Genomic DNA, 23,927 nt, shown 5'->3' on the forward strand with positions numbered 1-23,927 from the left:
CGGCGACCCAAGGGTCGCCGTTTTTTTATGCGCAGATTTTAGGTTTTACGCCAATTCAGGATCAGCAGCGTCAACACCCCCGCCACAATCCCCCAGAACGCCGAGCCGATGGAAAAGAGCGTCAGCCCCGACGCCGTGACCATAAAGGTGATGAGCGCTGCTTCACGCTCCTTCACTTCGGTCATGGCGATGCTCAAGCCATTGATGATCGAACCGAACAGCGCCAGCGCGGCAATCGACAGCACCAACTCCTTGGGCAACGCGGCAAACAATGCTGCCAGCGTCGCGCCGAACACGCCGGCGATCCCGTAGAAAATTCCGCACCACACCGCCGCCGTGTAGCGCTTGTTACGATCTTCATGGGCATGCGGCCCGGTGCAGATCGCCGCGCTGATGGCCGCCAGGTTAATGCCGTGGGAGCCGAACGGCGCCAGAAGCAACGAAGCGATCCCTGTGGTGGTGATCAGCGGGGAGGCTGGCACGGTGTAGCCGTCGGCGCGCAGCACGGCAATGCCGGGCATGTTCTGCGACGTCATTGCCACCACGAACAGCGGGATGCCGATGCTGATGGTCGCGGCCAGAGAGAAATGCGGCGTGGTCCAGACCGGCGTTGCCACTTCCAGATGGAAGCCGCTGAAATCCAGCAGCCCCATGAACCCCGACAACGCCGTGCCGACCAGCAATGCCGCGAGCACCGCATACCGTGGCGACAGGCGCTTGATCACCAGGTACGTGAAGAACATTCCCAATACCAGCCCGGTGCGATGCTGGGCGGCGACGAAGATTTCGCTGCCGATCTTGAACAGGATCCCCGCCAGCAATGCCGCGGCCAATGAAGCCGGAATTCTTTTCACCAAGCGTTCGAAGCTGCCGGTCAAACCACAAATCGTCACCAGCACCGCGCAGGTAATGTAGGCGCCGATGGCTTCGCCGTAACTGACGCCGCCCAGGCTGGTGATCAGCAACGCTGCACCGGGCGTGGACCAGGCGATGGTGATCGGCGTGCGATAACGCAAGGACAGGCCGATGGAGCAGACCGCCATGCCGATCGAGATCGCCCAGATCCACGAGGAAATCTGCCCACTGGTCAACCCCGCCGCTTGCCCGGCCTGGAACATCAGGACCAGGGAGCTGGTGTAACCGGTCATCATCGCGATGAAGCCGGCGACGATGGCCGACGGTGACGTGTCGGCCAGGGGGCGGAGCTGCGTGTGCGTGGCGTCGTTCATGACAGCGGTGTTCCTTGTTCTGATAAAGATGTCCGTTGCAACGCCAACCTACTGTGGGAGCGAGCTTGCTCGCGATAGCGATTTCACATTCAACATAAATGTCGACTGACCTGCCGCCATCGCGAGCAAGCTCGCTCCCACAGGGATCGCGGATTCTGTGTTCAAGCCTAAACTCAAAGGTAACCAGTCGTTGCAATACAGCGGAAGTGACAAACAGCCGTACAGTCGTGTTGCCACCATCCATTGTGTACAATCGCGGTGTTTTTTACGCGATACTTGCCAGCGACCCACTGTGCCGTATTACAGTCACGGTCAATTCGCCGCAGTTCTCCCGACTCGAGTGCCCATGAACGAACAGTTGCAACCCCTAAAGAAACAACCGCGAGCAGGCAAAGCCGGCCGCAGCGGTACCCAGGACGATATTGTCTACGCGCATATCTTCGAGGCCATCCTCGAACAGCGTCTGGCGCCCGGCACCAAGTTGAGCGAAGAAGCGCTGGGGGAAATTTTCGGGGTCAGTCGCACCATCATTCGCCGCGCGCTGTCGCGCCTGGCCCATGAAGGCGTCGTGCTGCTGCGTCCAAACCGTGGCGCTGTCGTCGCCAGCCCGAGTGTCGAAGAGGCCCGTCAGGTGTTCCTCGCGCGGCGTCTGGTGGAGCGGGCGATCACTGAACTGGCCGTTCAACACGCCACCGCCGAACAGATTGCCGAGTTGCGCCAGATGGTCAACGACGAACGCGACAGCTTCTCCCGTGGCGATCGTGGTGCCGGTATCCGTTTGTCGGGCGAGTTCCACCTTAAACTGGCCGAAGCGGCGAAAAACGCGCCACTGATCAGCTTCCAGCGCAGCCTGGTGTCCCAGACATCGTTGATCATTGCCCAGTATGAAAGCGGCAATCGCTCGCACTGTTCCTACGACGAGCACACCCAGTTGATCGACGCGATCGAAGCGCGCAACGGTGAGTTGGCAGTGAATCTGATGATGCATCACATGGATCACATCGACAGCAAACTCAACCTCGACGAAGAAAGCGCGTCGGATGACTTGCATGCGGTGTTCTCGCATTTGTTGCAGACCAAGAAGCCAGGGCGTTCGTCGGCGAAAATCTGATGGTCCGTGGTGCCCCTATCGCCAGCAGGCTGACTCCCACAGGGTTTTGAGGTCGCACGCAAATCTCGTGAACCCCACACATCACTGTGGGAGCCAGCCTGCTGGCGATGGTGGCAGGACAGGCAATAAAAATCCCCCAGGCTGAAAAGCACTGGGGGATTTTTTATGCCCTGAAAAGCTCTGATCGTTCCCACGCGGAGCATGGGAACGATCAGCGTGGAGAGAACTTAGCGCTGATGCACCTGATTCCCCGCCGCATACGTCTGCAGCACCGTCCGGTCATCCCCCAGCGTCATCAATACAAATAACGTCTCGGCGATGTTATTGGCCTGCTTCAGGCGATAGCTCAGCAGTGGCGTGGCGTTGTAGTCCAGCACCAGGAAGTCGGCGTCGGTGCCCGGTTGCAAGGTGCCGATCTTGCCTTCCAGGCGCAACGCGCGCGCGCCGCCCAGCGTTGCCAGGTACAGCGATTTGAACGGGCTCAGTCGCGCACCTTGCAGCTGCATGACTTTGTAGGCTTCGTTCAAGGTTTGCAGCAGCGAAAAACTGGTGCCACCCCCCACGTCCGTGCCCAAACCGACATTCAACTTGTGCTTCTCGGCCATTGGCAGGTTGAACAGGCCGCTACCGAGGAAGAAGTTCGAGGTCGGGCAGAAGGCGATGGCCGAGCCGGTCTGCGCCAGTCGCGCACACTCGTCGTCGCACAGGTGCACGCCGTGGGCAAACACCGAGCGCTCGCCAAGCAGTTTGTAGTGGTCGTAGACGTCGAGGTAACCCTTGCGCTCCGGGAACAGCTCCTTGACCCATTCAACTTCCTTGAGGTTTTCACTGATGTGGGTCTGCATGTACAGGTCAGGGTATTCGCTGAGCAACTGACCGGCGAGGGTCAGTTGTTCCGGGGTGCTGGTCGGCGCGAAGCGCGGGGTGACCGCGTAATGCAGGCGGCCCTTGCCGTGCCAGCGCTCGATCAGCGCCTTGCTTTCCACGTAGCTGGATTCGGCGGTGTCGGTCAGGTAGTCCGGCGCGTTGCGGTCCATCATCACCTTGCCGGCGATCATCCGCAGGTCCAGCTGTTCGGCGGCTTCGAAAAACGAATTCACCGATTGCGGGTGCACGCTGCCAAACACCAGCGCGGTGGTGGTGCCGTTGCGCAGCAGTTCCTTGATGAAAATGTCCGCGACTTCATCGGCGTGCGCCTTGTCGGCGAACTGGCTTTCGCACGGGAAGGTGTAAGTGTTGAGCCAATCGAGCAACTGCTCGCCATAGGCACCGACCATGCCGGTTTGCGGCAGGTGAATGTGCGTATCAATGAAGCCGGGGGTAATCAGCGCGTCCTGATAATGGGTGATCTCGATGTCGGCCGGCAGGGTCGGCAGCAAGTCGCTGGCGTGGCCAAGGGCGCTGATCTGGCCGTTATCAACCACCAGCAGGCCGTCCTCGAAATACTCGTACGAGGCTTCGATGCCCACTTCGGCGGGGTCGGCGATGCTGTGGAGGATGGCGGCGCGGTAGGCTTTGCGTGTCAGAGGCATGTGAGTTCTCAATTGGAAGCTTGGCTGCGGCGAGTAGCGGGCAGCAGTTTGGCAATCGATGATCCGGCGCTGGCGGTGTGCTGGCCGAAATTCGCGTTATAGGTGGCGATGATTTCGCCGGCGATGGAGATGGCGATTTCCACAGGCAACTTGCCTTTGACTTCGCCGATGCCCATCGGGCAGCGCATGCGTTGCAGCACGCTGCTGTCAAAACCGCGCTCGCGCAGGCGATGTTCGAACTTCACCCGTTTGGTCTTCGAACCGATCAGGCCGAAGTAGGCGAAGTCGTTGCGCTTGAGGATCGCGGCGGTGAGTTCGAGGTCGAGCTGGTGGTTATGGGTCATGACGATGCAGTAGCTGCCGGCGGGCAGGTCGTCGACTTCGTCCACCGGTTCTTCGCTGACAATCTTGCGTACGCCATGAGGGATGTGTTCAGGGAATTCGTCTTCCCGGGAATCGATCCAGCGCACGCGGCAGGGCAAGCCGGCGAGCAGTGGCACCAAGGCGCGACCCACATGACCGGCGCCGAACACGGCGATCTGCGCCTGGACCTGGCCCATCGGTTCGAACAGCAAAACGGTCACGCCGCCACAGCACTGGCCAAGGCTGGCGCCGAGGCTGAAGCGTTCCAGATGGGTGTCCTGCTTGCCGCTTGCCAGCATCTCGCGGGCGATATGCATGGCCTTGTATTCCAGGTGACCGCCACCGATGGTGTCGAAGGTCTGGGTGGCGCTGATGACCATCTTCGAGCCAGCATTGCGCGGCGTCGAGCCGAGCTCTTCGATGATGGTCACCAGCACGCAGGGTTCACCCTGGGATTGCAGGTCGGCGAGGGCGTCGATCCAGTTGTACATGTTTCACCTCAACATCTCTGTTGTCTGTCCGGGCCTCATCGCTAGCAGGCTAGCTCCCACAGTTGATTGCATTCCGCTGTGGGAGCTAGCCTGCTGGCGATTGGCCGCGCCTCGGTCTTAGAGCGAAGCCAACTCGGCTTCAGCCTCAGCAGGCTTCGCCGCCTTCAACTGGCGCATCTGCTCGCAACCCCACAACACTCGCTCCGGCGTCGCCGGCGCGTCGATCTTCGGTTGATGCTTGTAGTCGCCCAGGCTCGCCACCGCGTCCTTGATCGCACACCACGAGGCGATGCCGAGCATGAACGGCGGCTCGCCCACAGCCTTGGAATGGAACACCGTGTCTTCCGGGTTCTTGCGGTTTTCCACCAGCTTCACCCGCAGGTCCAGTGGCATGTCGGCCACCGCCGGGATCTTGTAGCTGGCCGGGCCGTTGGTCATCAATTTGCCCTTGGCATTCCAGACCAGCTCTTCCATGGTCAGCCAGCCCATGCCCTGGATGAAACCGCCCTCGACCTGGCCGATGTCGATGGCCGGGTTCAGCGAGGCACCGACGTCGTGGAGGATGTCGGTACGCAGCATCTTGTATTCGCCGGTCAGGGTGTCGACGATCACCTCGCAACAGGCCGCGCCAAAGGCGTAGTAGTAGAAAGGACGCCCCCGCGCCTGGCTGCGGTCGTAGAAGATTTTCGGAGTCTTGTAGAACCCGGTGCTGGACAGCGACACCTGAGCAAAATACGCCTGCTGGATCAGCGCCTCGAAGGTCAGGATGTGATCGCGAATCCGCACGTGACCGTTGTGAAATTCCACGTCTTCTTCGCTGACCTTGTACTGCCGCGCGGCGAATTCGATCAGGCGTTTCTTGATGATTTCAGCGGCGTTCTGTGCGGCTTTACCGTTCAGGTCGGCGCCGCTGGAAGCCGCGGTCGGCGAGGTGTTCGGTACCTTGTCGGTGTTGGTTGCGGTGATCTGCACGCGGTCCATTTCCACCTGGAACACCTCGGCCACAACTTGCGCGACTTTGGTGTTCAGGCCCTGGCCCATTTCGGTGCCGCCATGGTTCAGGTGGATGCTGCCGTCGGTGTAGACGTGGATCAGCGCACCCGCCTGGTTGAGGAAGCTGGCGGTGAAGGAAATACCGAATTTGACCGGGGTCAGCGCCAGGCCTTTTTTCAGGATCGGGCTGTTGGCGTTGTAGCGACGGATCGCTTCGCGGCGCTCAAAGTACTGGCTGCTTTCTTCCAGTTCGGCGGTCATTTCCTCGAGCATGTTGTGCTCGACGGTCTGGTAATAATGGGTGACGTTGCGCTCGGTCTTGCCGTAGTAGTTGGCCTTGCGCACGGCCAGCGGGTCGAGGCCAAGATGACGGGCGATGGCGTCCATCACTTCTTCAATCGCGACCATGCCTTGCGGGCCACCGAAACCACGATACGCCGTGTTCGACGCGGTGTTGGTCTTGCAGCGGTGACCGTTGATGGTTGCATCGCCCAGGTAGTACGAGTTGTCGGCGTGGAACATCGCACGGTCGACAATCGACGCCGACAGGTCCGGCGAGCAACCGCAGTTGCCGGCCAGTTCCAAAGCGATGCCGTGCAGCCGGCCGGTGCTGTCAAAGCCCACGTCGTACTCAACGTAGAACGGGTGACGCTTGCCGGTCATCAGCATGTCTTCGACCCGTGGCAAGCGCATTTTTGTCGGCTGGCCGGTGAGGTGCGCGACCACTGCACACAGGCAAGCAGGGCTCGCGGCCTGGGTTTCCTTGCCGCCGAAACCACCGCCCATGCGGCGCATGTCGACGACGATTTTGTTCATCGACACGTCGAGCACTTCGGCCACGAGTTTTTGCACTTCGGTCGGGTTCTGGGTCGAGCAGTAAACGATCATGCCGCCGTCTTCAGTCGGCATCACCGAAGAGATCTGGGTTTCGAGGTAGAAGTGCTCCTGGCCGCCAATGTGCAGCGTGCCCTGGATGCGATGTTCGGCGGTTGCCAAGGCGCCGGCCGAGTCGCCACGCTGATGGGTGTGGCTGTCGAGCACGAAATGGCGTTTGCGCAGAGCTTCGACCACGTCCAGCACCGGCTCGAGATCTTCGTATTCTATGATCGCGGCCATCGCGGCTTTGCGTGCGGTTTCCAGGTCTTTCGCGGCAACGGCGAGTACCGGCTGGCCGACGAATTGCACGTCATCAATCGCCAGCAGTGGGTCGCCCGGCAGCAACGGGCCGATGTCTTTCAGGCCCGGCACGTCTTCGTGGGTGATGGCAATGCGTACACCTTCAAAGGCGTAGCAGGGCTTGGTGTCGATGCTGATGATTTTCGCGTGGGCGCGGTCCGACAGGCGTGCGTAAACATGCAACTGGTTCGGAAACTCCAGGCGGTCGTCGATGTACTGCGCTTCACCGGACACGTGTTTGGCGGCGCTGTCGTGCTTGACGCTGCGACCGACGCCGGTGGTCAGGTCCTTGGCGAACAGTTCAGCCAGTTCGGCTTGGGTCTTCTCTACTGCGTGATGATTAGACATAAGCGGTCACCCGAGTCTCGATGTGCGGTGTTTGCAGTTCGATGAAGTATTTACGCAGCAGGTTCTGCGCGCTGAGCAGGCGATATTCTTTGCTGGCGCGGAAGTCCGAGAGCGGCGTGAAATCTTCGGCCAGTGCGACACAGGCGCGTTCGACGGTGGCGTTGTTGAACGGTGAACCGAGCAACACGGCTTCGCAGTGGTTGGCGCGTTTCGGAATCGCCGCCATGCCACCAAAGGCGACACGGGCATCAGCGACCACGCCGTTGTCGATGCGCAGGTTGAACGCGGCGCAGACGGCGGAAATGTCATCGTCCAGACGCTTGGACACCTTGTAGGCGCGGAACAATTGTTCAGCGCTGGCACGGGGCACGATGATCTTTTCGATGAACTCGCTTTCCTGGCGCGCGGTGACTCGGTAATCGATGAAGTAGTCTTCCAGCGCCATCGTGCGGCGGGTTTCGCCTTTGCACAAAACGATCTGCGCGCCGAGGGCGATCAGCAGCGGTGGCGAATCACCGATGGGCGAGGCGTTGCCGATGTTGCCGCCGAGGGTGCCCTGGTTGCGGATCTGCAAGGACGCGAAGCGTTGCAGCAGTTCGCCGAAGTCCGGGTATTCGGCTTTCAAGGCGTCGTAGCAATCGGAGAGGGCGGTCGCGGCGCCGATTTCCAAGCGATCGTCGAAACGCTCGATGCGCTTCATTTCGGCGACATTGCCGACGTAAATCATCACCGGCAGCGTGCGGTGGAACTGAGTGACTTCCAGCGCCAGATCCGTCCCGCCAGCCAGCAGGCGCGCCTGTGGATAAGCGTCGTAGAGGTCAGCCAGATCGGCCACGGTCAGCGGCACCAGGCAGCGCTTGTCGCCACTGTTGAGTTCGCCGATGTCGGTGGGGGCGATGGCCTTCAGGCGCGCGATGGTCTCGGCTTCACGGGCGTCGAACTGGTCGGGTTGCTTGGCGCAGCAGGATTGCTCGGCGGCTTGCAGGATCGGCCGATAGCCGGTGCAGCGACAGAGGTTGCCTGCCAGTGCTTCGTGAGCCTTGTGCGAGTCGGGTTGATCGCTGTTCTTTTGCAGCGCGAACAGCGACATCACGAAGCCTGGGGTGCAGAAGCCGCATTGCGAGCCGTGACACTCGACCATGGCTTTCTGCACGCTGTGCAGCTCGCCCTGGTGCTTGAGGTCTTCGACGCTGATCAATTGTTTGCCGTGCAATGACGACACGAACGTCAGGCACGAGTTGAGGCTGCGATAGCGAATGTGTTCGCGCCCATCGTTATCCGTTTGCAGCTCGCCGACCACCACGGTGCAGGCGCCACAGTCACCGCTGGCGCAGCCTTCTTTGGTGCCGGGTTTGCCCACATGGTCGCGCAGATAATTGAGCACGGTCAGGTTTGGGTCCAGGGCGTGCTCGCTACGGAGTTCCTGGTTAAGTAAAAACTGGATCACGGAAGGCCTCGCAGACTCATTATTGTTGTTAACCGACTTGAACCGAATTTATCAGGTCTGACTTTGCGGTCAATGATTTTCTGACTTAAAGGTCAGGAAATAGCATTTTGTCGATCAACGACTCGTTCCTTCATTATTGACCCTCGCGCGATAGCTTGCCTTTTGCGTGATTCGTGCCAAAAACCGCTGAGTGGGCACTCCGCCATGACCCTTCATGTGCGCTACACTGCGCCGCTTGTACAGATCGAAGAATTTGAAGGACACCCATGACGTTCAAGGCGCCGGACAGCCTCGCCGAGCAAATCGCCCATCACCTCGCCGAACGCATCATTCGCGGCGAAATGAAGCCGGGAGAGCGCATCCAGGAACAGAAGGTCACGCAGGCCCTCAATGTCAGCCGCGGTTCGGTCCGTGAAGCCTTGCTGATCCTCGAACGCCGCCACCTGATCGCGATCCTGCCGCGACGGGGCGCGCATGTCACCGAGCTCACCGCCCACAAGGTCCAGAGCCTGTGCACGCTGATGAGCGAGCTTTACATTCTGCTCGGCAACGCCGTGGCCAGCGGCTGGAAAGTCCAGGCCGACATGGCGCCATTCGTGCAGATCCAGCAGCGCCTGGCCGCCAGCTATGAGCGACAGGACATCCGCACCTTCGTTGACGACAGCTTCAACGTGATGCGTGCTGCGTACCCGTTTGCCAACAACCCTTATTTGCAGGAAACCGTCGAGAATCTGCAGCCGGCCATGAGCCGTGCGTATTTTCTCGCCCTGGACCAGCGCAAAGCGTCGATGAGCGAATTTCTTGAGCTGTTCGAACGCCTGCTGGCGGCAGTGCTGGCCCGGGACTTTACGCAGATTCGCGAAGTGCTGACGGCATACGGCCAGCGCAGCTGCGATCTGGTGGTTTCCGCCCTGACGGACGCTTAAGCGTGCGGCTAAAGTGCATCAAGCTGGCGGGGTTCAAATCCTTCGTCGACCCGACCACGGTGAACTTCCCCAGCAACATGGCGGCCGTCGTCGGGCCCAATGGCTGCGGCAAGTCGAACATCATCGACGCCGTCCGTTGGGTGATGGGCGAAAGCTCGGCCAAGAACTTGCGTGGCGAGTCGATGACCGACGTCATCTTCAATGGTTCGACCAGCCGCAAACCGGTGAGCCAGGCCAGCATCGAGCTGGTGTTCGATAACTCCGACGGCACGTTGCTCGGCGAATACGCCGCCTATGCGGAAATTTCCATTCGCCGCAAAGTGACCCGCGACAGCCAGACGACTTACTACCTCAACGGCACCAAGTGCCGTCGTCGCGATATCACCGACATCTTCCTCGGCACCGGCCTGGGCCCGCGCAGCTATTCGATCATCGAGCAGGGGATGATCTCCAAGCTGATCGAGTCGAAGCCCGAAGACCTGCGCAACTTTATTGAAGAAGCGGCGGGCATCTCCAAATACAAGGAACGCCGGCGCGAGACTGAAAACCGCATCCGCCGCACCCACGAAAACCTCGCCCGCCTGACCGACCTGCGCGAAGAACTCGAGCGTCAGCTCGAACGCTTGCACCGTCAGGCCGAGGCCGCCAGGAAGTATCAGGAATACAAAGGCGAGGAGCGTCAGCTCAAGGCCCAACTGTCGGCCCTGCGCTGGCAGGCATTGAACGAACAGGTCGGTCAGCGCGAAGCGATCATCGGTAATCAGGAAGTCACGTTCGAAGCGTTGGTCGCCGAGCAGCGCAACGCCGATGCGGCCATCGAGCGCCTGCGTGACGGGCACCATGACCTGTCCGAACGCTTCAATCTGGTGCAGGGGCGTTTCTATTCGGTCGGTGGCGATATCGCTCGGGTCGAACAGAGCATCCAGCACGGCCAGCAGCGTTTGCGGCAGTTGCAGGACGATCTCAAAGAAGCCGAGCGCGCGCGTCTGGAAACCGAGTCTCACTTGGGCCACGACCGCACCTTGCTGCTGACCCTCGGCGAAGAGCTGGACATGCTCACCCCCGAGCAGGAAGTCACCAGCGCCGCCGCCGAAGAGGCCGCCGCCGCGCTGGAAGAATCCGAAACCACCATGCACGGCTGGCAGGAGCAGTGGGACACGTTCAACCTCACCGCCGCCGAACCGCGTCGCCAGTCTGAAGTTCAGCAATCACGCATCCAGCAGCTGGAAACCAGCATGGAGCGTTTGGCCGACCGCCAGAAGCGCCTGGGTGAAGAACGTGCGTTGCTTTCGGCGGACCCGGAAGACGCGGCGATCATGGAGCTCAGCGAGCAGTTGGCCACGTCCGAGGCCACGCTTGAAGACTTACAGGCCAGCGAAGAAGCCCAGGTCGAACGCCTTGAGCAGCTGCGCCAGGAATTGCAGCTTGCCCTGCAAAATCAGCAACAGGCCCAAGGCGATTTGCAGCGCCTCAACGGTCGCCTCGCATCGCTTGAAGCGTTGCAGCAAGCGGCACTCGATCCAGGCACCGGCACCGCTGAATGGCTGCGCGATCAGCATCTGGCCGACCGTCCGCGCCTGGCCGAGGGCCTGAAAGTCGAAGCGGGTTGGGAGCTGGCGGTGGAAACCGTGCTGGGCGCCGACCTGCAAGCGGTGTTGGTTGACGATTTCGGCGACTTCGATCTGGCCGGTTTTGCCCAAGGTGATTTGCGCTTGCTCAGCCCGGCCAGCGATGGCGCGCGGGTGCCGGGCAGCCTGCTCGATAAAGTTGAAGCGTCAGTTGATCTGTCGCCTTGGTTGGGCCAGGTCAAACCGGTCGACACCCTTGAGCAGGCCTTGGACTTGCGCGGTCAATTGACCGCCGGTGAGAGCCTGATCAGCCGCGACGGTTACTGGGTGGGTCGGCACTTTTTACGTGTGCGCCGGGCCAGCGAAGCGGAAAGCGGCGTGCTCGCCCGTGGCCAGGAAATCCAGCGTCTGACCCAGGAGCGTGAAGAGCGCGAAGCCACGGTCGAAACCCTCGAAACGCAATTGCAAAACCTGCGGGCGCAACAGCGTCAGCAGGAAAACGGTCGCGAGCACTTGCGTCGTTTGCTGCAAGACGAAGCGCGTCAGCAAGGCGAGTTGAAGGCTCAGTTATCCGCCGGCAAAGCCAAGGTCGAACAACTGACCTTGCGCCGCACGCGCTTGGATGAAGAGCTCACCGAACTGGCCGAGCAGCGCGCGCTGGAACACGAAAATATCGGCGAGGCGCGTCTGCAGTTGCAGGAAGCCCTCGATGCCATGGCGCTGGACACCGAGCAGCGCGAGTTGCTGCTGGCCCAGCGCGACAGCCTGCGCGAGCGACTTGATCGCGTGCGTCAGGAAGCCCGGCAGCACAAGGATCACGCCCATCAACTGGCGGTGCGCCTGGGCTCGCTCAAGGCGCAACACGACTCCACGCGCCAGGCGTTGGAACGACTGGAAATGCAGTCCGAGCGCCTGACCGAAAAACGCGAACAGCTCAGTCTTAATCTGGAGGAGGGCGAAGCACCACTGGAAGAGTTGCGCTTGAAACTCGAAGAGTTGCTCGACAAGCGCATGACCGTTGACGAAGAACTCAAGACCGCGCAAATCGCGCTGGAAGACGCCGACCGCGAACTGCGCGACGCCGAGAAACGCCGGCACCAGGCCGAACAGCAGTCGCAGTTGATTCGGGGGCAGATGGAAACCCAGCGCATGGAATGGCAAGCCCTGACCGTGCGCCGCAAAACCCTCGAAGATCAATTGCTGGAAGACGGCTACGACCTTCACGGCGTGCTCGCCACGCTGACGACCGAGGCCAACGAGAAGGACGCCGAGGAAGAACTTGAACGCATTGCCGCACGCATTCAGCGTCTCGGTGCGATCAACCTGGCGGCCATCGACGAATACACACAACAATCCGAGCGTAAACGTTATCTGGACGCGCAGAACGACGATCTGGTGGAAGCGCTGGACACCCTCGAGAACGTGATTCGCAAGATCGACAAGGAAACCCGCAACCGCTTCAAAGATACCTTTGATCAGATCAATGGCGGTTTACAGGCTCTTTTCCCGAAAGTTTTCGGTGGAGGACGCGCGTATTTGGAACTGACGGGCGAAGATCTACTCGATACAGGGGTAACGATCATGGCGCAGCCGCCAGGAAAGAAGAACAGCACCATCCATTTGCTCTCCGGTGGCGAAAAAGCCCTGACGGCATTGGCCCTGGTGTTTGCGATCTTCAAATTGAATCCGGCGCCGTTCTGCATGCTTGATGAAGTTGACGCACCACTGGACGACGCTAACGTGGGACGCTACGCACGGTTGGTTAAAGAGATGTCGGAAACGGTGCAATTCATCTACATCACCCACAACAAGATCGCCATGGAAATGGCCGATCAACTGATGGGGGTGACGATGCACGAACCGGGTTGCTCGCGTCTGGTGGCAGTGGATGTCGAAGAGGCAATGGCGATGGTGGATGCTTGAGTGGGTAGTTGTAGGGGAAGTATTTTTAGTCTGTAGGACTTTTTTACCTTCCTTGACTTGCTGGCCAATCGACATATTCGCGCAAGGCATTGTGACAGACGGTGTAAAGTTACCTTTGGTCGTGCTAGTTTAATGTCAATTTTTCGTATACGTGGGCAAAACGCCTGTCAGAACATAGAGTTGGCGCCACGTTTTAAAGCGGTTTACGAGTTGTAAACCCCTTATTTTTCAGCATTTTTTATAGAGGCACGGGATTAAATGGAAATCGGTCTGCGCGAGTGGCTGATCGTCATCGGCATTATTGTCATTGCCGGTATTCTTTTCGATGGCTGGCGTCGCATGCGCGGCGGCAAGGGAAAACTGAAATTCCGTCTTGACCGAAGTTTGTCCAACCTGCCGGACGAGGACACCAGCGCCGAGCTGTTGGGCCCGCCTCGAGTGCTGGATACGCATAAAGAACCGCAGCTGGACGAGCATGATCTGCCGTCCGTGAGCATGCCGGCCCGGGAACCCCGCGAATCGGGTTCCAAGCGCGGCAAGCGTGGCCATGGCGAGCCATCACAGGGCGACATGAACCTCAGCCTGGACCTCGATGGCGGCCCGAGCTTCAGCAGCCGTGACGATGACTTCCCGGATGACAGCAAGTCCTCGCCTTCGGTCAGCGACAAGGAACAACCGCAGGCCGAAGAAGTGCTGGTGATCAGTGTTATCTGCCGTGACGCGGCAGGCTTCAAGGGCCCGGCGTTGTTACAGAACATCCTGGAAAGCGGTCTGCGTTTCGGCGAGATGGATATTTTCCACCGTCACGAAAGCATGGCCGGCAATGGCGAAGTCCTGTTCTCCATGGCCAATGCGGTCAAGCCGGGCGTGTTCGATCTGGACGACATCGACCATTTCAGCACGCCAGCCGTGAGCTTTTTCCTCGGTCTGCCAGGCCCGCGTCATCCGAAACAGGCTTTCGACGTGATGGTTGCTGCGGCACGCAAGCTGTCCCAGGAGCTGAACGGTGAACTCAAGGACGATCAGCGCAGCGTGCTGACCGCCCAGACCATCGAACACTACCGTCAGCGTATCGTTGAATTCGAACGCCGCGCCCTGACCCAGAAGCGTTGATTCAAAAGGTTGCTCCCGCGCCGTGCGCGGGTCGATCGGCAAATAGATTGAGCAGCCTCGGCTGCTCTTTTGCTTTATGAGAGAACACCCATGACCGCCGCCAAAACCCGCATTCTAGAGCTGCGTGCTGAGCTTGATCAGCACAACTATCGCTATCACGTGCTGGACGAGCCGAGCATTCCGGACGCCGAATACGATCGGTTGTTCCACGAACTCAAGGCCCTTGAAGCGGCGCATCCCGAACTGATTACCAGCGACTCGCCGACCCAGCGTGTGGGCAGTGCGGCGTTGTCGGCGTTCACGCAAGTTCGTCACGAAGTGCCGATGCTCAGCCTCGGCAACGCCTTTGAAGAAACCGACATGCGCGAATTCGATCGCCGCGTGACGGAAGGACTGGATCTGCCCGTCGGCGACTTGTTTGGTGGCGGCGCGGCGGTGGAATACAGCTGCGAGCCAAAGCTCGATGGTCTGGCGGTCAGCCTGTTGTACCAGGACGGTGTGCTGGTGCGCGGCGCCACGCGCGGCGATGGCACCACGGGCGAAGACATCAGCGTCAATGTGCGCACCGTGCGCAATATTCCACTCAAGCTGCAAGGCACCGGCTGGCCCGCGACCCTCGAAGTGCGCGGTGAAGTGTTCATGTCCAAGGCCGGTTTCGAACGCCTGAATGCTACACAACTTGAGGTGGGTGGCAAGACCTTCGCCAACCCGCGCAACGCGGCGGCAGGCAGCTTGCGGCAGTTGGATTCGAAGATCACCGCCAATCGTCCTCTGGAGTTCTGCTGCTACGGCATTGGTCAGATTTCGGCGGACATTGCCGACACGCACATTGGGAATCTCAAGCAGCTTCAGGCATGGGGTCTGCCGATCAGTCGTGAGCTGAAACTGGCCCACGGCATCGATGAATGCCTGGATTACTACCGCGACATCGGTGAGCGCCGTGACGGGCTGGCCTATGAAATCGACGGGGTGGTGTTCAAGGTCAACAGCATTGCCTCCCAGCGTGAACTGGGTTTCCGCGCTCGCGAACCGCGCTGGGCCATCGCGCACAAGTTTCCAGCGATGGAAGAGCTTACCGAATTGCTCGACGTGGAATTCCAGGTCGGTCGCACCGGTGCCGTGACGCCGGTGGCGCGCTTGAAGCCGGTCAAGGTGGCAGGCGTTACCGTGGCCAATGCAACGTTGCACAACATGGATGAAGTGGCGCGTCTGGGCCTGATGATCGGCGACACCGTGATCATCCGTCGCGCAGGCGATGTGATTCCACAAGTGGTGCAAGTGGTCATGGAGCGTCGCCCGGAAACCGCGCGGCCGGTACAGATTCCACAGCAATGTCCGGTCTGCGGCTCGCACGTCGAGCGCACGCAGCTGGTCAAGCGCAGCAAGGGGCGCGAGACCGTCAGCGAAGGCGCGGTCTATCGTTGCGTCGGTCGACTGGCCTGCGGTGCGCAACTCAAGCAGGCGATCATTCACTTCGTGTCGCGCCGCGCCATGGACATCGAAGGTCTGGGCGAGAAGAGCGTCGAGCAGTTGGTCGATGAAGGTCTGGTGAGTTCGCCGGCCGATCTGTATGCGCTGACGTTTGAGCAGATTGTCGACCTGGAAGGTTTTGCCGAGCTGTCGAGCAAAAACCTGCTCAGCGCTATCGAAGACAGCAAGCGTCCGAGCCTTGCACGGTTTATCTACGCCCTCGGGATTCCCGATGTCGGCGAAGAGACGGCCAAGGTGCTGGCGCGCTCTCTCGGCTCCCTGGAACGGGTTCAGCAGGCATTGCCGCAAGTGCTCACGTATTTGCCGGATGTCGGCCTGGAAGTGGCGCACGAGATTCACAGCTTTTTTGAGGATGCGCATAACCGCCAGGTGATTGCCGATCTGCTCAAGCACGGCCTGCAGATTCAGGATCAGGGTGAGCTCGGCGCCGAGTTTGCCGCGAGCACGACACTGGGCGGCTTCCTCGACAAGTTGAACATTCCTTCGGTCGGACCGGGTGGTGCGCAGAAGTTGGCGGACAAGTTTGGTTCGCTGGAGGCCGTCATGAGTGCTGACTGGCTGGACATGCGCCAGGCGCTGCCCGAGAAGCAGGCGAATTCGGTTCGCGAGTTTTTTGCGGTGGCGCACAATCGTCAGCTCGCTGAAGCCGCTGAAAAGCAGCTGCGCGATTTCGGCATGCACTGGCAGAGCGAGAAAAAAGTCGTCGAAGGATTGCCGCTGGCCGGGCAGACATGGGTGCTGACGGGGTCGCTGGAGTTAATGAGCCGTGACATCGCCAAGGACAAGCTCGAGAGCCTTGGTGCCAAAGTGGCGGGTTCGGTATCGGCCAAGACCCATTGCGTGGTGGCTGGGCCGGGGGCTGGTTCCAAGCTGGCCAAGGCCAATGAGCTGGGGTTGAAGGTTTTGGATGAAGAGGCGTTTGTCGAGTTTTTGCGCCTGCACGATATTTCGATGTGATGCCATTCGCGAGCAAGCCCGCTCCCACATTTAACCGAGTTCTCCCTGTAAGAATGCGATCAAATGTGGGAGTGGGCTTGCCCGCGAAGGCGATAGTTGCATTGCGCAAAAAACCGGGAACGATCGACGGCCATTCATGATCTAGTCTTGGCAAGCCCCAGGGAGAGATCGTCATGTACCGCTTCTTCGAACAGCTCAGTACACGCATTGCCGCGCCTTTCATCGGCGAAAGTTCGCGTAACAGCAAAATCTGGCACTGCCGTTGCGGCCAGTCGCTGTTCTTTCGCAACAGTCAGTGCCTGGCCTGTTCGGCGGCGTTGGGGTATCAGCCGGAGCAGAGCCGTTTGTCCTCGCTGCAACCAGGCAGGCAAGCCGATACATGGTTGCTCGATGCCGATCCCGACGCGGGAGTCTTCCGTCGCTGCGCCAACCTCGATTCCCCGGCGGCGTGCAACTGGCTGCTGCCGGCCAACGATCACGATGCCTTGTGCATCGCCTGCCACCTGAATCGCACCATCCCTGATCTGTCGATTGCCGAAAACCATGAACGCTGGCGCAAGGTGGAGACCGCCAAGCGTCGTCTGGTCGCACAGTTGATCAGTCTTGGTTTGCAGGTGATTCCCAAAACCCTCGACGAAGACACCGGCCTGGCGTTCGATTTCATCGGTGTCGACCTTAAAGGCAACGCGCCGACCACTGGTCACGCCAACGGCCTGATCACCCTCGATATCAAGGAAGCCGACGACGCTCACCGTGAGCAGGTCCGGGTGCAAATGCATGAGCCCTATCGCACGCTGCTGGGGCATTTTCGGCATGAGGTCGGGCATTATTACTGGGATCGGCTGATCGCCAACAGTCACTGGCTGGAACCGTTCCGCGGGTTGTTCGGCGATGAGCGGGCGAGCTACGCCGAGGCTCTCGAACGGCATTACCAACAAGGTGCGTCGCCCGACTGGCAGCAACATGCCGTCAGCGCCTACGCCACCATGCATCCGTGGGAAGACTGGGCCGAAACATGGGCTCACTACCTGCACATGATGGATGCGGTGGATACGGCGCTGGGGTTTGGCATGAGCGCGCGGGAAATGGATTTCGATTACCAGCCATTTCCGTCCAGCGTCCTCTACGATCCACAGCATCCCGGCGGCGCGGCATTCCTGTCGTTCGTCAACGCGTGGATCGAACTGGCTGGCATGCTCAACGAGCTGTCTCGCAGCATGGGCCAACCGGATTTCTATCCATTTGTCCTGCCGCCAGCGGTGATTGCCAAGCTGCACTTCATTCACCTGGTGATCCAGCAAGAGGGCGGCAGGGTGGATGAGGTGTTGCAGGATCTGTAGCGGCAGGTGGCTTCAATCCGGGATGTTGCGCAGGTATTGCATGTCCTTGAAGCAACACAGATTTTTTAATCCGCCTGAACGGTTGTAACTTCGTCTCAGATAGGTACAATGGCGCGGCTCGCCGTCAGGTGAGCGTCGTTATGGTGACCCCATCGGTCCCCCCGCAACGATTACCCGTGAACCTGGTCAGATCCGGAAGGAAGCAGCCACAGCGGGAACATTGTGTGCCGGGGTGTGGCTGGTGGGGTTGCCTCCATAACGCACCGCGAGTCTTCTCTCGCGCTATCTTTTTTTAAAAATACTTCTTTGCTGCCACGGATTTTGTCCGGTGCGGTTTTTCGTCGTTTCCGATTTTCGCATGAACATAAAAAAGGAGGCCGGCCTGTCGTATCAGATACGCCAGCCTCCTTTTTCATGAGCGGCACTTTTTCGCCGCTAAGGCTTGGACAAGGCCTGGTCAACCGCTGCGATCAGCTTTCCCAGATCCTTGGGGGGTGCTTTGTGTATGACACTGAACAAATACGCCCGCTGTTCATCTTCATCGCCTGAATCGGCAAAAAAGACTTTGAGCTTTACGTCCAGCGCATCAGCAAGCCGGAACAGGGCTTCAACGCTGGGGGTGTAGGTTCCGGTTTCAAAGCGGCTGATGGTTTTGGGGTCAAAACCGGTTTTTTCGCCGAGTTCAGCCTGAGTAAGCCCCGCGCCCTTGCGGTAGCGTCGGATGGCCGGACCCAAACTTGAAATGTGCATCGCTCAATTCCCATTTAGAATCAAGAACTTAACGATAGATTTTTGCATTAGACAACTGCATGATCCATCACCTTGCTTTGCAAAATGTGATGCATTTCGTAGAATCGCCGCCATTAAGCGGTATTTGGTGACCTGTTTCCAGAAAATCGGCAGTGCGAAACGGCCGGCAGTGCGCTTCCTTGTCAGCTTTGCATGAGGTCTTTGAGCCTGGCTGATCAAGGTTCTGCGGGCCATCAAATGCTGATCATGGAGTTGTAACGTGTCTGCGCAGTCCCACCGCTAGTGACAGCGAGCCTGATTCATGGATGAGAAATACCGCAGGGCCGTGGATGCCGCCGCCATATTTTCCGAGACGGACCTGAGCGGCCGAATCACCTACGTCAACGATCAGTTTTGCGCCGTGTCCGGCTATAGCCGTGCGGAATTGATCGGTCAGAATCACCGTCTTCTCAACTCCGGTCTGCATGGCAGCGACTTTTTCGCGACCATGTGGCGCACCATCGCGCTGGGCAATGTCTGGAAGGGCGAGATCTGCAATCGGGCGAAGGACGGCAGCCTGTATTGGGTCGACAGCACCATGGTGCCGGTACTCGACGATGCCACGGGGCGCATTGACCGATACCTGTCGATTCGTTTCGATGTCAGTGAAAAACGCCAGTTGCTGCACACCCTGCAATGGCGGGTCGGGCACGACGTCCTGACCGGGCTGCCCAATCGTGCGTTTCTATCAGACCTGCTGGATCAGGCGCTGGAGTTTTCCCGCCATGAAAATATCCCGTTGGCCGTGTGCATGCTCGACCTCGACGGGTTCAAGGCAGTCAACGACGGCTACGGTCACGCCAGTGGCGATCAGTTGCTGGTGGAAGTGGCCAAGCGTCTGCGCCAGATCGTGCGTGCTGAAGATGTGGTGGCGCGGTTGGCCGGTGACGAGTTCGTGCTGGTGTTGCGTTATGTGCGTGACCTGACGGAATTGCGCGCGGCGCTGAATCGGGTGCTGGGAGCGATATCGGCGCCGTACACGCTGCATGGCAAGGACATCAATGTGTTCGCCAGCATTGGCGTCACGCTGTTCCCCCTCGATAACGAAGATGCCGAGACCTTGTTGCGTCACGCCGATCAGGCCATGTACGTGGCCAAGCAGCGCGGTCGCAACCGTTTTCATCTGTTTGATGTGTCCAGGGATCAAGAAGTCAAAGTCACCCACCAGACCGTCGAGCGTGTGCGTCAGGCGCTGGCCGCCGATGAGTTGTGTCTGCATTTTCAACCCAAGGTCAATATGCGCCTGGGCGTGGTGGTAGGGTTCGAAGCGTTGTTGCGCTGGCAGCACCCTGAGAACGGCATGGTGCCGGCCCGGGATTTTTTGCCGCTGGTGGAAGAGACGGACCTGATCATCGACATCGGCGAATGGGTGATGGATCAGGTGCTGTCGCAGCTCAACCGCTGGCAGCAGGCGGGGCAGTGCTGGCCGATCAGCATCAATATCGCGGCACGGCATTTTCAGCGCCCGGATTTTGTCGATCGGCTCAGTTATGTACTCGCCCGGCATGCGGACGTCGCTCCGCAGATGCTGGACCTGGAAATCGTCGAGTCGGTTGCGATCGAGAACATCCAGCATGTCAGCGCCTGCTTGCAGGCTTGCCAAGCACTCGGCGTGCAGTTCTCACTGGGTGATTTTGGCACTGGGTACTCGTCAATGAGCTACCTCAAGCGCTTGCGCACCCAAACCATCAAGATCGATAAATCGTTTGTGCGCGACATTCTCGTGGATCGCGATGACCTGGCCCTGACCACCGCGGTGATCGGTCTGGCACGGGCGTTTGGCCGGCAAGTGATTGCCGAAGGGCTGGAAAGTCTCGAACACGGTGAGCTGCTGCTGCGGCTGGGGTGTGAGGTTGCTCAAGGCTATTTCATCGCCCGGCCGATGCCTCCCGCCGATGTGCCGGATTGGGTCGCGAAGTTTGTCGCGCCAGCGCGATGGCAGGCGCTGGATCAGGTTGGCTGAAGTTTGCTGGCCAACACCGATCTCCTGTGGGAGCGAGCTTGCTCGCGATAGCGATAGATCAGCCGCCATCAATGCTGAATGGAAGACCGCTATCGCTAACAGGCTCGCTCCCACAATGGCGTCGCGTTGATCGGAAGATTCGCCTAGGGCACACCGGGCTCGCCGCCTATATAAAGCCGGATAATGTCATCGATCTCCCCCGACATTTTCATCCGCAGCAATGTGCGCAGGATGCGTTGCACCGGCACCTTGGGGTCGTTGCGCACATAACAGCCGACACGCTGCTCTTGCAGCACCGCCACGCTTTTGAGTTGCCGTTCGGGCAATAAGCGCTGATTGAACCAGTCCAGAGTCCATTGATTGCTCACGGCATAGCGATAGCGTCCGGCGTGGAGTTTTTCCAGCACTTGTTCCTGATTGCGCGCGTCCTCGCGCTGCAATTGGTCGGCGTCGAACAGCGGTTGCAGGGTCGGGTAGCTGTAGCCGAGCACCGTGCCGATGGATTGCCGCGGCAAGTCCGCCGCTATGACGGCGCTCGGTGGGGTCTGCCGGGTGATCAGCACGTCGGGCTGAGTCCAGAGCGGAATGCTCCAGATATAGTCGCCGGACTGATTGGGCTGCCAGGACTGCGCGGCATAGCAGCGCACATCGACTTCGCCGTGCTCCATGGCGTTTTGCACGCGTGTCCGGGGCAGGACATGAAATTCGGCTGGTACGCCGACCTGGGTCGCGAGGCTGAGCATCACGTCATACAGAATGCCCTGGGTCGGACGACCGTGGTCCAGTTGTACCATCGGCATCGCCCAACTGTCGGGTATTACAAAACGCAACGGCGGCTCGGCGGCGGCGACGTTCAGACTTATCCACAGCAGTGCCCCCAAGGCAAAACGCATAAACGCTCCGGTACGACGAAAACCTGAGTGGATAAAAGCCCCCAAAGTGCATCTTAGCCAGATTAGACGAGCGCGCCGGATGCAATTTTGGCCTTGCTCCGCTAGCATTAGCCGCTTGTGTTCCTTCGTGGCGACGGTTTTCGATGAGTTATCAGGTTCTTGCACGTAAATGGCGTCCGCGCTCGTTCCGCGAAATGGTCGGCCAGACCCATGTGCTCAAGGCTCTGATCAATGCCTTGGACAGCCAGCGGCTGCATCACGCCTACCTGTTCACCGGTACGCGCGGGGTCGGCAAGACCACCATCGCACGTATCATTGCCAAATGCCTGAACTGTGAAACAGGTATCACTTCGACACCCTGCGGCGAGTGCTCGGTATGCCGTGAAATCGATGAAGGCCGCTTCGTCGACCTGATCGAGATCGACGCCGCGAGCCGGACCAAGGTCGAGGACACCCGCGAACTGCTCGACAACGTGCAATACGCGCCTAGCCGTGGGCGCTTCAAGGTCTACCTGATCGACGAAGTGCACATGCTCTCCAGCCATTCCTTCAATGCGCTGTTGAAAACGCTCGAAGAGCCGCCGCCCTACGTCAAGTTCATCCTGGCGACGACCGACCCACAGAAACTTCCTGCAACCATTCTTTCCCGGTGTTTGCAGTTCTCCCTGAAAAACATGACCCCGGAACGCGTGGTCGAGCATTTGACCCATGTGTTGAGTGCCGAGAACGTACCGTTCGAAGACGACGCGCTGTGGCTGCTGGGCCGTGCCGCCGACGGTTCGATGCGCGACGCCATGAGCCTGACCGACCAGGCCATCGCCTTCGGTGAAGGCAAGGTCATGGCCGCTGACGTGCGAGCGATGCTGGGCACCCTTGATCACGGTCAGGTCTACGATGTGCTGCATTCGTTGATCGAAGGCGACGCCAAGGCATTGCTCGAAGCCGTCCGGCACCTGGCCGAACAAGGCCCGGACTGGAACGGTGTGCTCTCGGAAATTCTCAACGTGCTGCACCGAGTCGCTATCGCCCAGGCCCTGCCTGAAGGTGTCGACAACGGTCACGGCGACCGCGATCGGGTGCTTGCACTTGCTCAGGCACTGCCGGCCGAAGACGTGCAGTTCTACTACCAAATGGGCCTGATCGGCCGTCGCGACCTGCCGCTGGCGCCGGATCCGCGGGGTGGCTTCGAAATGGTCTTGCTGCGCATGCTCGCGTTCAGACCGGCAGACACCGCGGATGCACCGAGGCAACCGCTAAAGCCAGTGGGGATCAGCCAAGCCACAGTTGATTCCGCAAATTCAGTGGCTGCCGCGCCTGTTGTTGCGCCGGTAGTCCCTGCGGCAGTTGCACCGGTCTCGCCTGCGCCCGTCGCTGCGGTTGTTGCTCCAGTCCCGGTGCCTGAACCCGAGCCTGAGCCCGTTGCGCCCGCGGTCGTGCCTGAACCCGTCGTTGCGCCCGTAGCGGTTGAAGCCGTGGTCGACTTGCCGTGGAATGATCCGGTAGAGCCTGAAGTCGTCCAGCAACCCGCCGTCGAGCCGGTTCTGGAAACGGCCGGCGAGCAACCCGATTTGCCGCCGATGCCATTGCCGACACCTGACAGCGTGGTGCCGGACGCCCCGGAATGGGCCGCTGCGCCGATACCGGAGCCGTCGGTCGCCGAAGTCGATGCCGCCACGCCGGGCATGGACCTGGACGACGAGCCGCCGCTGGACGAGGATTACATCGAGCCGGACCTGGATTCGGCCTACAGTTACCTTGATGAACTGGCCAGCGAACACTCTGCCGAGCCGGCGCCAGAACCTGAGCCTGAACCCGCGTCCATGCCGGCCACCGGTCTGGCCCTGCAGTGGCTGGAGCTGTTCCCGAAATTGCCGATCTCCGGCATGACGGGCAGCATCGCCGCCAATTGCACGTTGATTTCAGTCGAGGGCGACCACTGGCTCATGCACCTGGATCCGGCCCACAGCGCCTTGTTCAACGCGACCCAGCAACGTCGACTCAACGATGCATTGAACCAGTTTCACGGACGCACGCTGACCCTGACCATGGAGCTGATCAAGCCAGAGCAGGAGACGCCGGCCCAGGCCGCGTCCCGTCGCCGTGCGAACCGTCAGCGCGAGGCGGAGGAATCGATCCACGGTGATCCGTTCATCCAGCAAATGATGCAGCAGTTCGGTGCGGTGGTCCGCAACGATACTATTGAACCTGTCGAAGCCCTGGTCAGTCAGGGCTAATAACTGAAGGCGTTCGGCCTCACGGGCCGGGCGCTGTTTA

General features: G+C 60.0%; 15 protein-coding genes and 1 other RNA gene. 9 read left to right on the plus strand and 7 right to left on the minus strand.

Going from position 1 to position 23,927, the window contains the following annotated elements:
* Positions 1-38: 38 nt before the first annotated feature.
* Positions 39-1,229, minus strand: coding sequence for a benzoate/H(+) symporter BenE family transporter (locus ACM6I0_RS20700; protein WP_414923138.1), 1,191 nt, complete (start codon positions 1,227-1,229; stop codon positions 39-41).
* Between the two features lie 346 nt (positions 1,230-1,575).
* On the opposite strand from ACM6I0_RS20700, the gene ACM6I0_RS20705 reads away from it, so the two are divergent.
* On the plus strand, positions 1,576-2,340 hold the full coding sequence (locus ACM6I0_RS20705; RefSeq protein ID WP_150631658.1) for a GntR family transcriptional regulator: 765 nt from the start codon (positions 1,576-1,578) through the stop codon (positions 2,338-2,340).
* A 227-nt stretch (positions 2,341-2,567) separates the two neighbouring features.
* Here ACM6I0_RS20705 and guaD read toward each other — a convergent pair whose 3' ends face one another.
* The 4 genes from guaD to xdhA all read right to left on the minus strand — a co-directional run bounded on the left by guaD (position 2,568) and on the right by xdhA (position 8,690).
* Positions 2,568-3,872 carry a guanine deaminase gene (gene guaD, locus ACM6I0_RS20710; protein WP_285432139.1) on the minus strand — a complete coding sequence of 435 codons (1,305 nt, stop codon included), beginning with the start codon at positions 3,870-3,872 and terminating at the stop codon, positions 2,568-2,570.
* An 8-nt stretch (positions 3,873-3,880) separates the two neighbouring features.
* Positions 3,881-4,726, minus strand: a complete 846-nt coding sequence (gene xdhC / locus ACM6I0_RS20715; protein WP_414923139.1) for a xanthine dehydrogenase accessory protein XdhC — start codon at positions 4,724-4,726, stop codon at positions 3,881-3,883.
* Between the two features lie 117 nt (positions 4,727-4,843).
* Entirely contained in the window at positions 4,844-7,243 is a 2,400-nt protein-coding gene (xdhB, locus tag ACM6I0_RS20720; RefSeq protein ID WP_414923140.1) for a xanthine dehydrogenase molybdopterin binding subunit, read from the minus strand.
* On the minus strand, positions 7,236-8,690 hold the full coding sequence (gene xdhA / locus ACM6I0_RS20725; protein ID WP_414923141.1) for a xanthine dehydrogenase small subunit: 1,455 nt from the start codon (positions 8,688-8,690) through the stop codon (positions 7,236-7,238). Before xdhA ends, xdhB begins: the two co-directional genes overlap by 8 nt.
* 266 nt (positions 8,691-8,956) lie before the next feature.
* Here xdhA and ACM6I0_RS20730 point away from each other — a divergent pair, with 266 nt between their 5' ends.
* The 6 genes from ACM6I0_RS20730 (at position 8,957) to ffs (ending at position 18,255) form a co-directional block, all read left to right on the plus strand.
* Positions 8,957-9,616 carry a GntR family transcriptional regulator gene (locus ACM6I0_RS20730; protein WP_414923142.1) on the plus strand — a complete coding sequence of 220 codons (660 nt, stop codon included), beginning with the start codon at positions 8,957-8,959 and terminating at the stop codon, positions 9,614-9,616.
* A gap of 2 nt (positions 9,617-9,618) precedes the next feature.
* Positions 9,619-13,107: a chromosome segregation protein SMC gene (gene smc / locus ACM6I0_RS20735; RefSeq protein ID WP_285432131.1), complete on the plus strand. Its 3,489-nt coding sequence runs from the start codon at positions 9,619-9,621 to the stop codon at positions 13,105-13,107.
* Positions 13,108-13,365: 258 nt separating this feature from the next.
* The gene (gene zipA / locus ACM6I0_RS20740; RefSeq protein ID WP_222585424.1) at positions 13,366-14,220 is read left to right on the plus strand and encodes a cell division protein ZipA; all 855 of its coding nucleotides are present in this window, start codon (positions 13,366-13,368) and stop codon (positions 14,218-14,220) included.
* A 90-nt stretch (positions 14,221-14,310) separates the two neighbouring features.
* Positions 14,311-16,668 carry an NAD-dependent DNA ligase LigA gene (ligA, locus tag ACM6I0_RS20745; protein ID WP_285432130.1) on the plus strand — a complete coding sequence of 786 codons (2,358 nt, stop codon included), beginning with the start codon at positions 14,311-14,313 and terminating at the stop codon, positions 16,666-16,668.
* A gap of 173 nt (positions 16,669-16,841) precedes the next feature.
* Entirely contained in the window at positions 16,842-18,008 is a 1,167-nt protein-coding gene (locus tag ACM6I0_RS20750) for a putative zinc-binding metallopeptidase (RefSeq protein ID WP_285432129.1), read from the plus strand.
* Positions 18,009-18,158: 150 nt separating this feature from the next.
* Positions 18,159-18,255, plus strand: an RNA gene (gene ffs / locus ACM6I0_RS20755) — signal recognition particle sRNA small type.
* 188 nt (positions 18,256-18,443) lie between these two features.
* On the opposite strand, the gene ACM6I0_RS20760 is transcribed toward ffs, so the two are convergent.
* Complete coding sequence (locus tag ACM6I0_RS20760) at positions 18,444-18,758, minus strand: helix-turn-helix domain-containing protein (protein WP_285432128.1); 315 nt, start codon at positions 18,756-18,758, stop codon at positions 18,444-18,446.
* Positions 18,759-19,059: 301 nt separating this feature from the next.
* Between ACM6I0_RS20760 and ACM6I0_RS20765 the strand changes: the two genes are divergently transcribed.
* Complete coding sequence (locus ACM6I0_RS20765) at positions 19,060-20,760, plus strand: putative bifunctional diguanylate cyclase/phosphodiesterase (protein WP_285432127.1); 1,701 nt, start codon at positions 19,060-19,062, stop codon at positions 20,758-20,760.
* Positions 20,761-20,903: 143 nt separating this feature from the next.
* On the opposite strand, the gene ACM6I0_RS20770 is transcribed toward ACM6I0_RS20765, so the two are convergent.
* A complete protein-coding gene (locus ACM6I0_RS20770; RefSeq protein ID WP_285432126.1) occupies positions 20,904-21,653 on the minus strand; it encodes a substrate-binding periplasmic protein in 750 nt (249 codons plus the stop codon).
* A gap of 143 nt (positions 21,654-21,796) precedes the next feature.
* Between ACM6I0_RS20770 and dnaX the strand changes: the two genes are divergently transcribed.
* A complete protein-coding gene (gene dnaX, locus ACM6I0_RS20775; protein WP_285432124.1) occupies positions 21,797-23,887 on the plus strand; it encodes a DNA polymerase III subunit gamma/tau in 2,091 nt (696 codons plus the stop codon).
* The last annotated feature ends 40 nt before the right edge of the window (positions 23,888-23,927 follow it).

Source organism: Pseudomonas sp. IT-P294 (assembly GCF_949767865.1).
In the GTDB taxonomy this organism is placed as follows: Bacteria; Pseudomonadota; Gammaproteobacteria; order Pseudomonadales; family Pseudomonadaceae; genus Aquipseudomonas.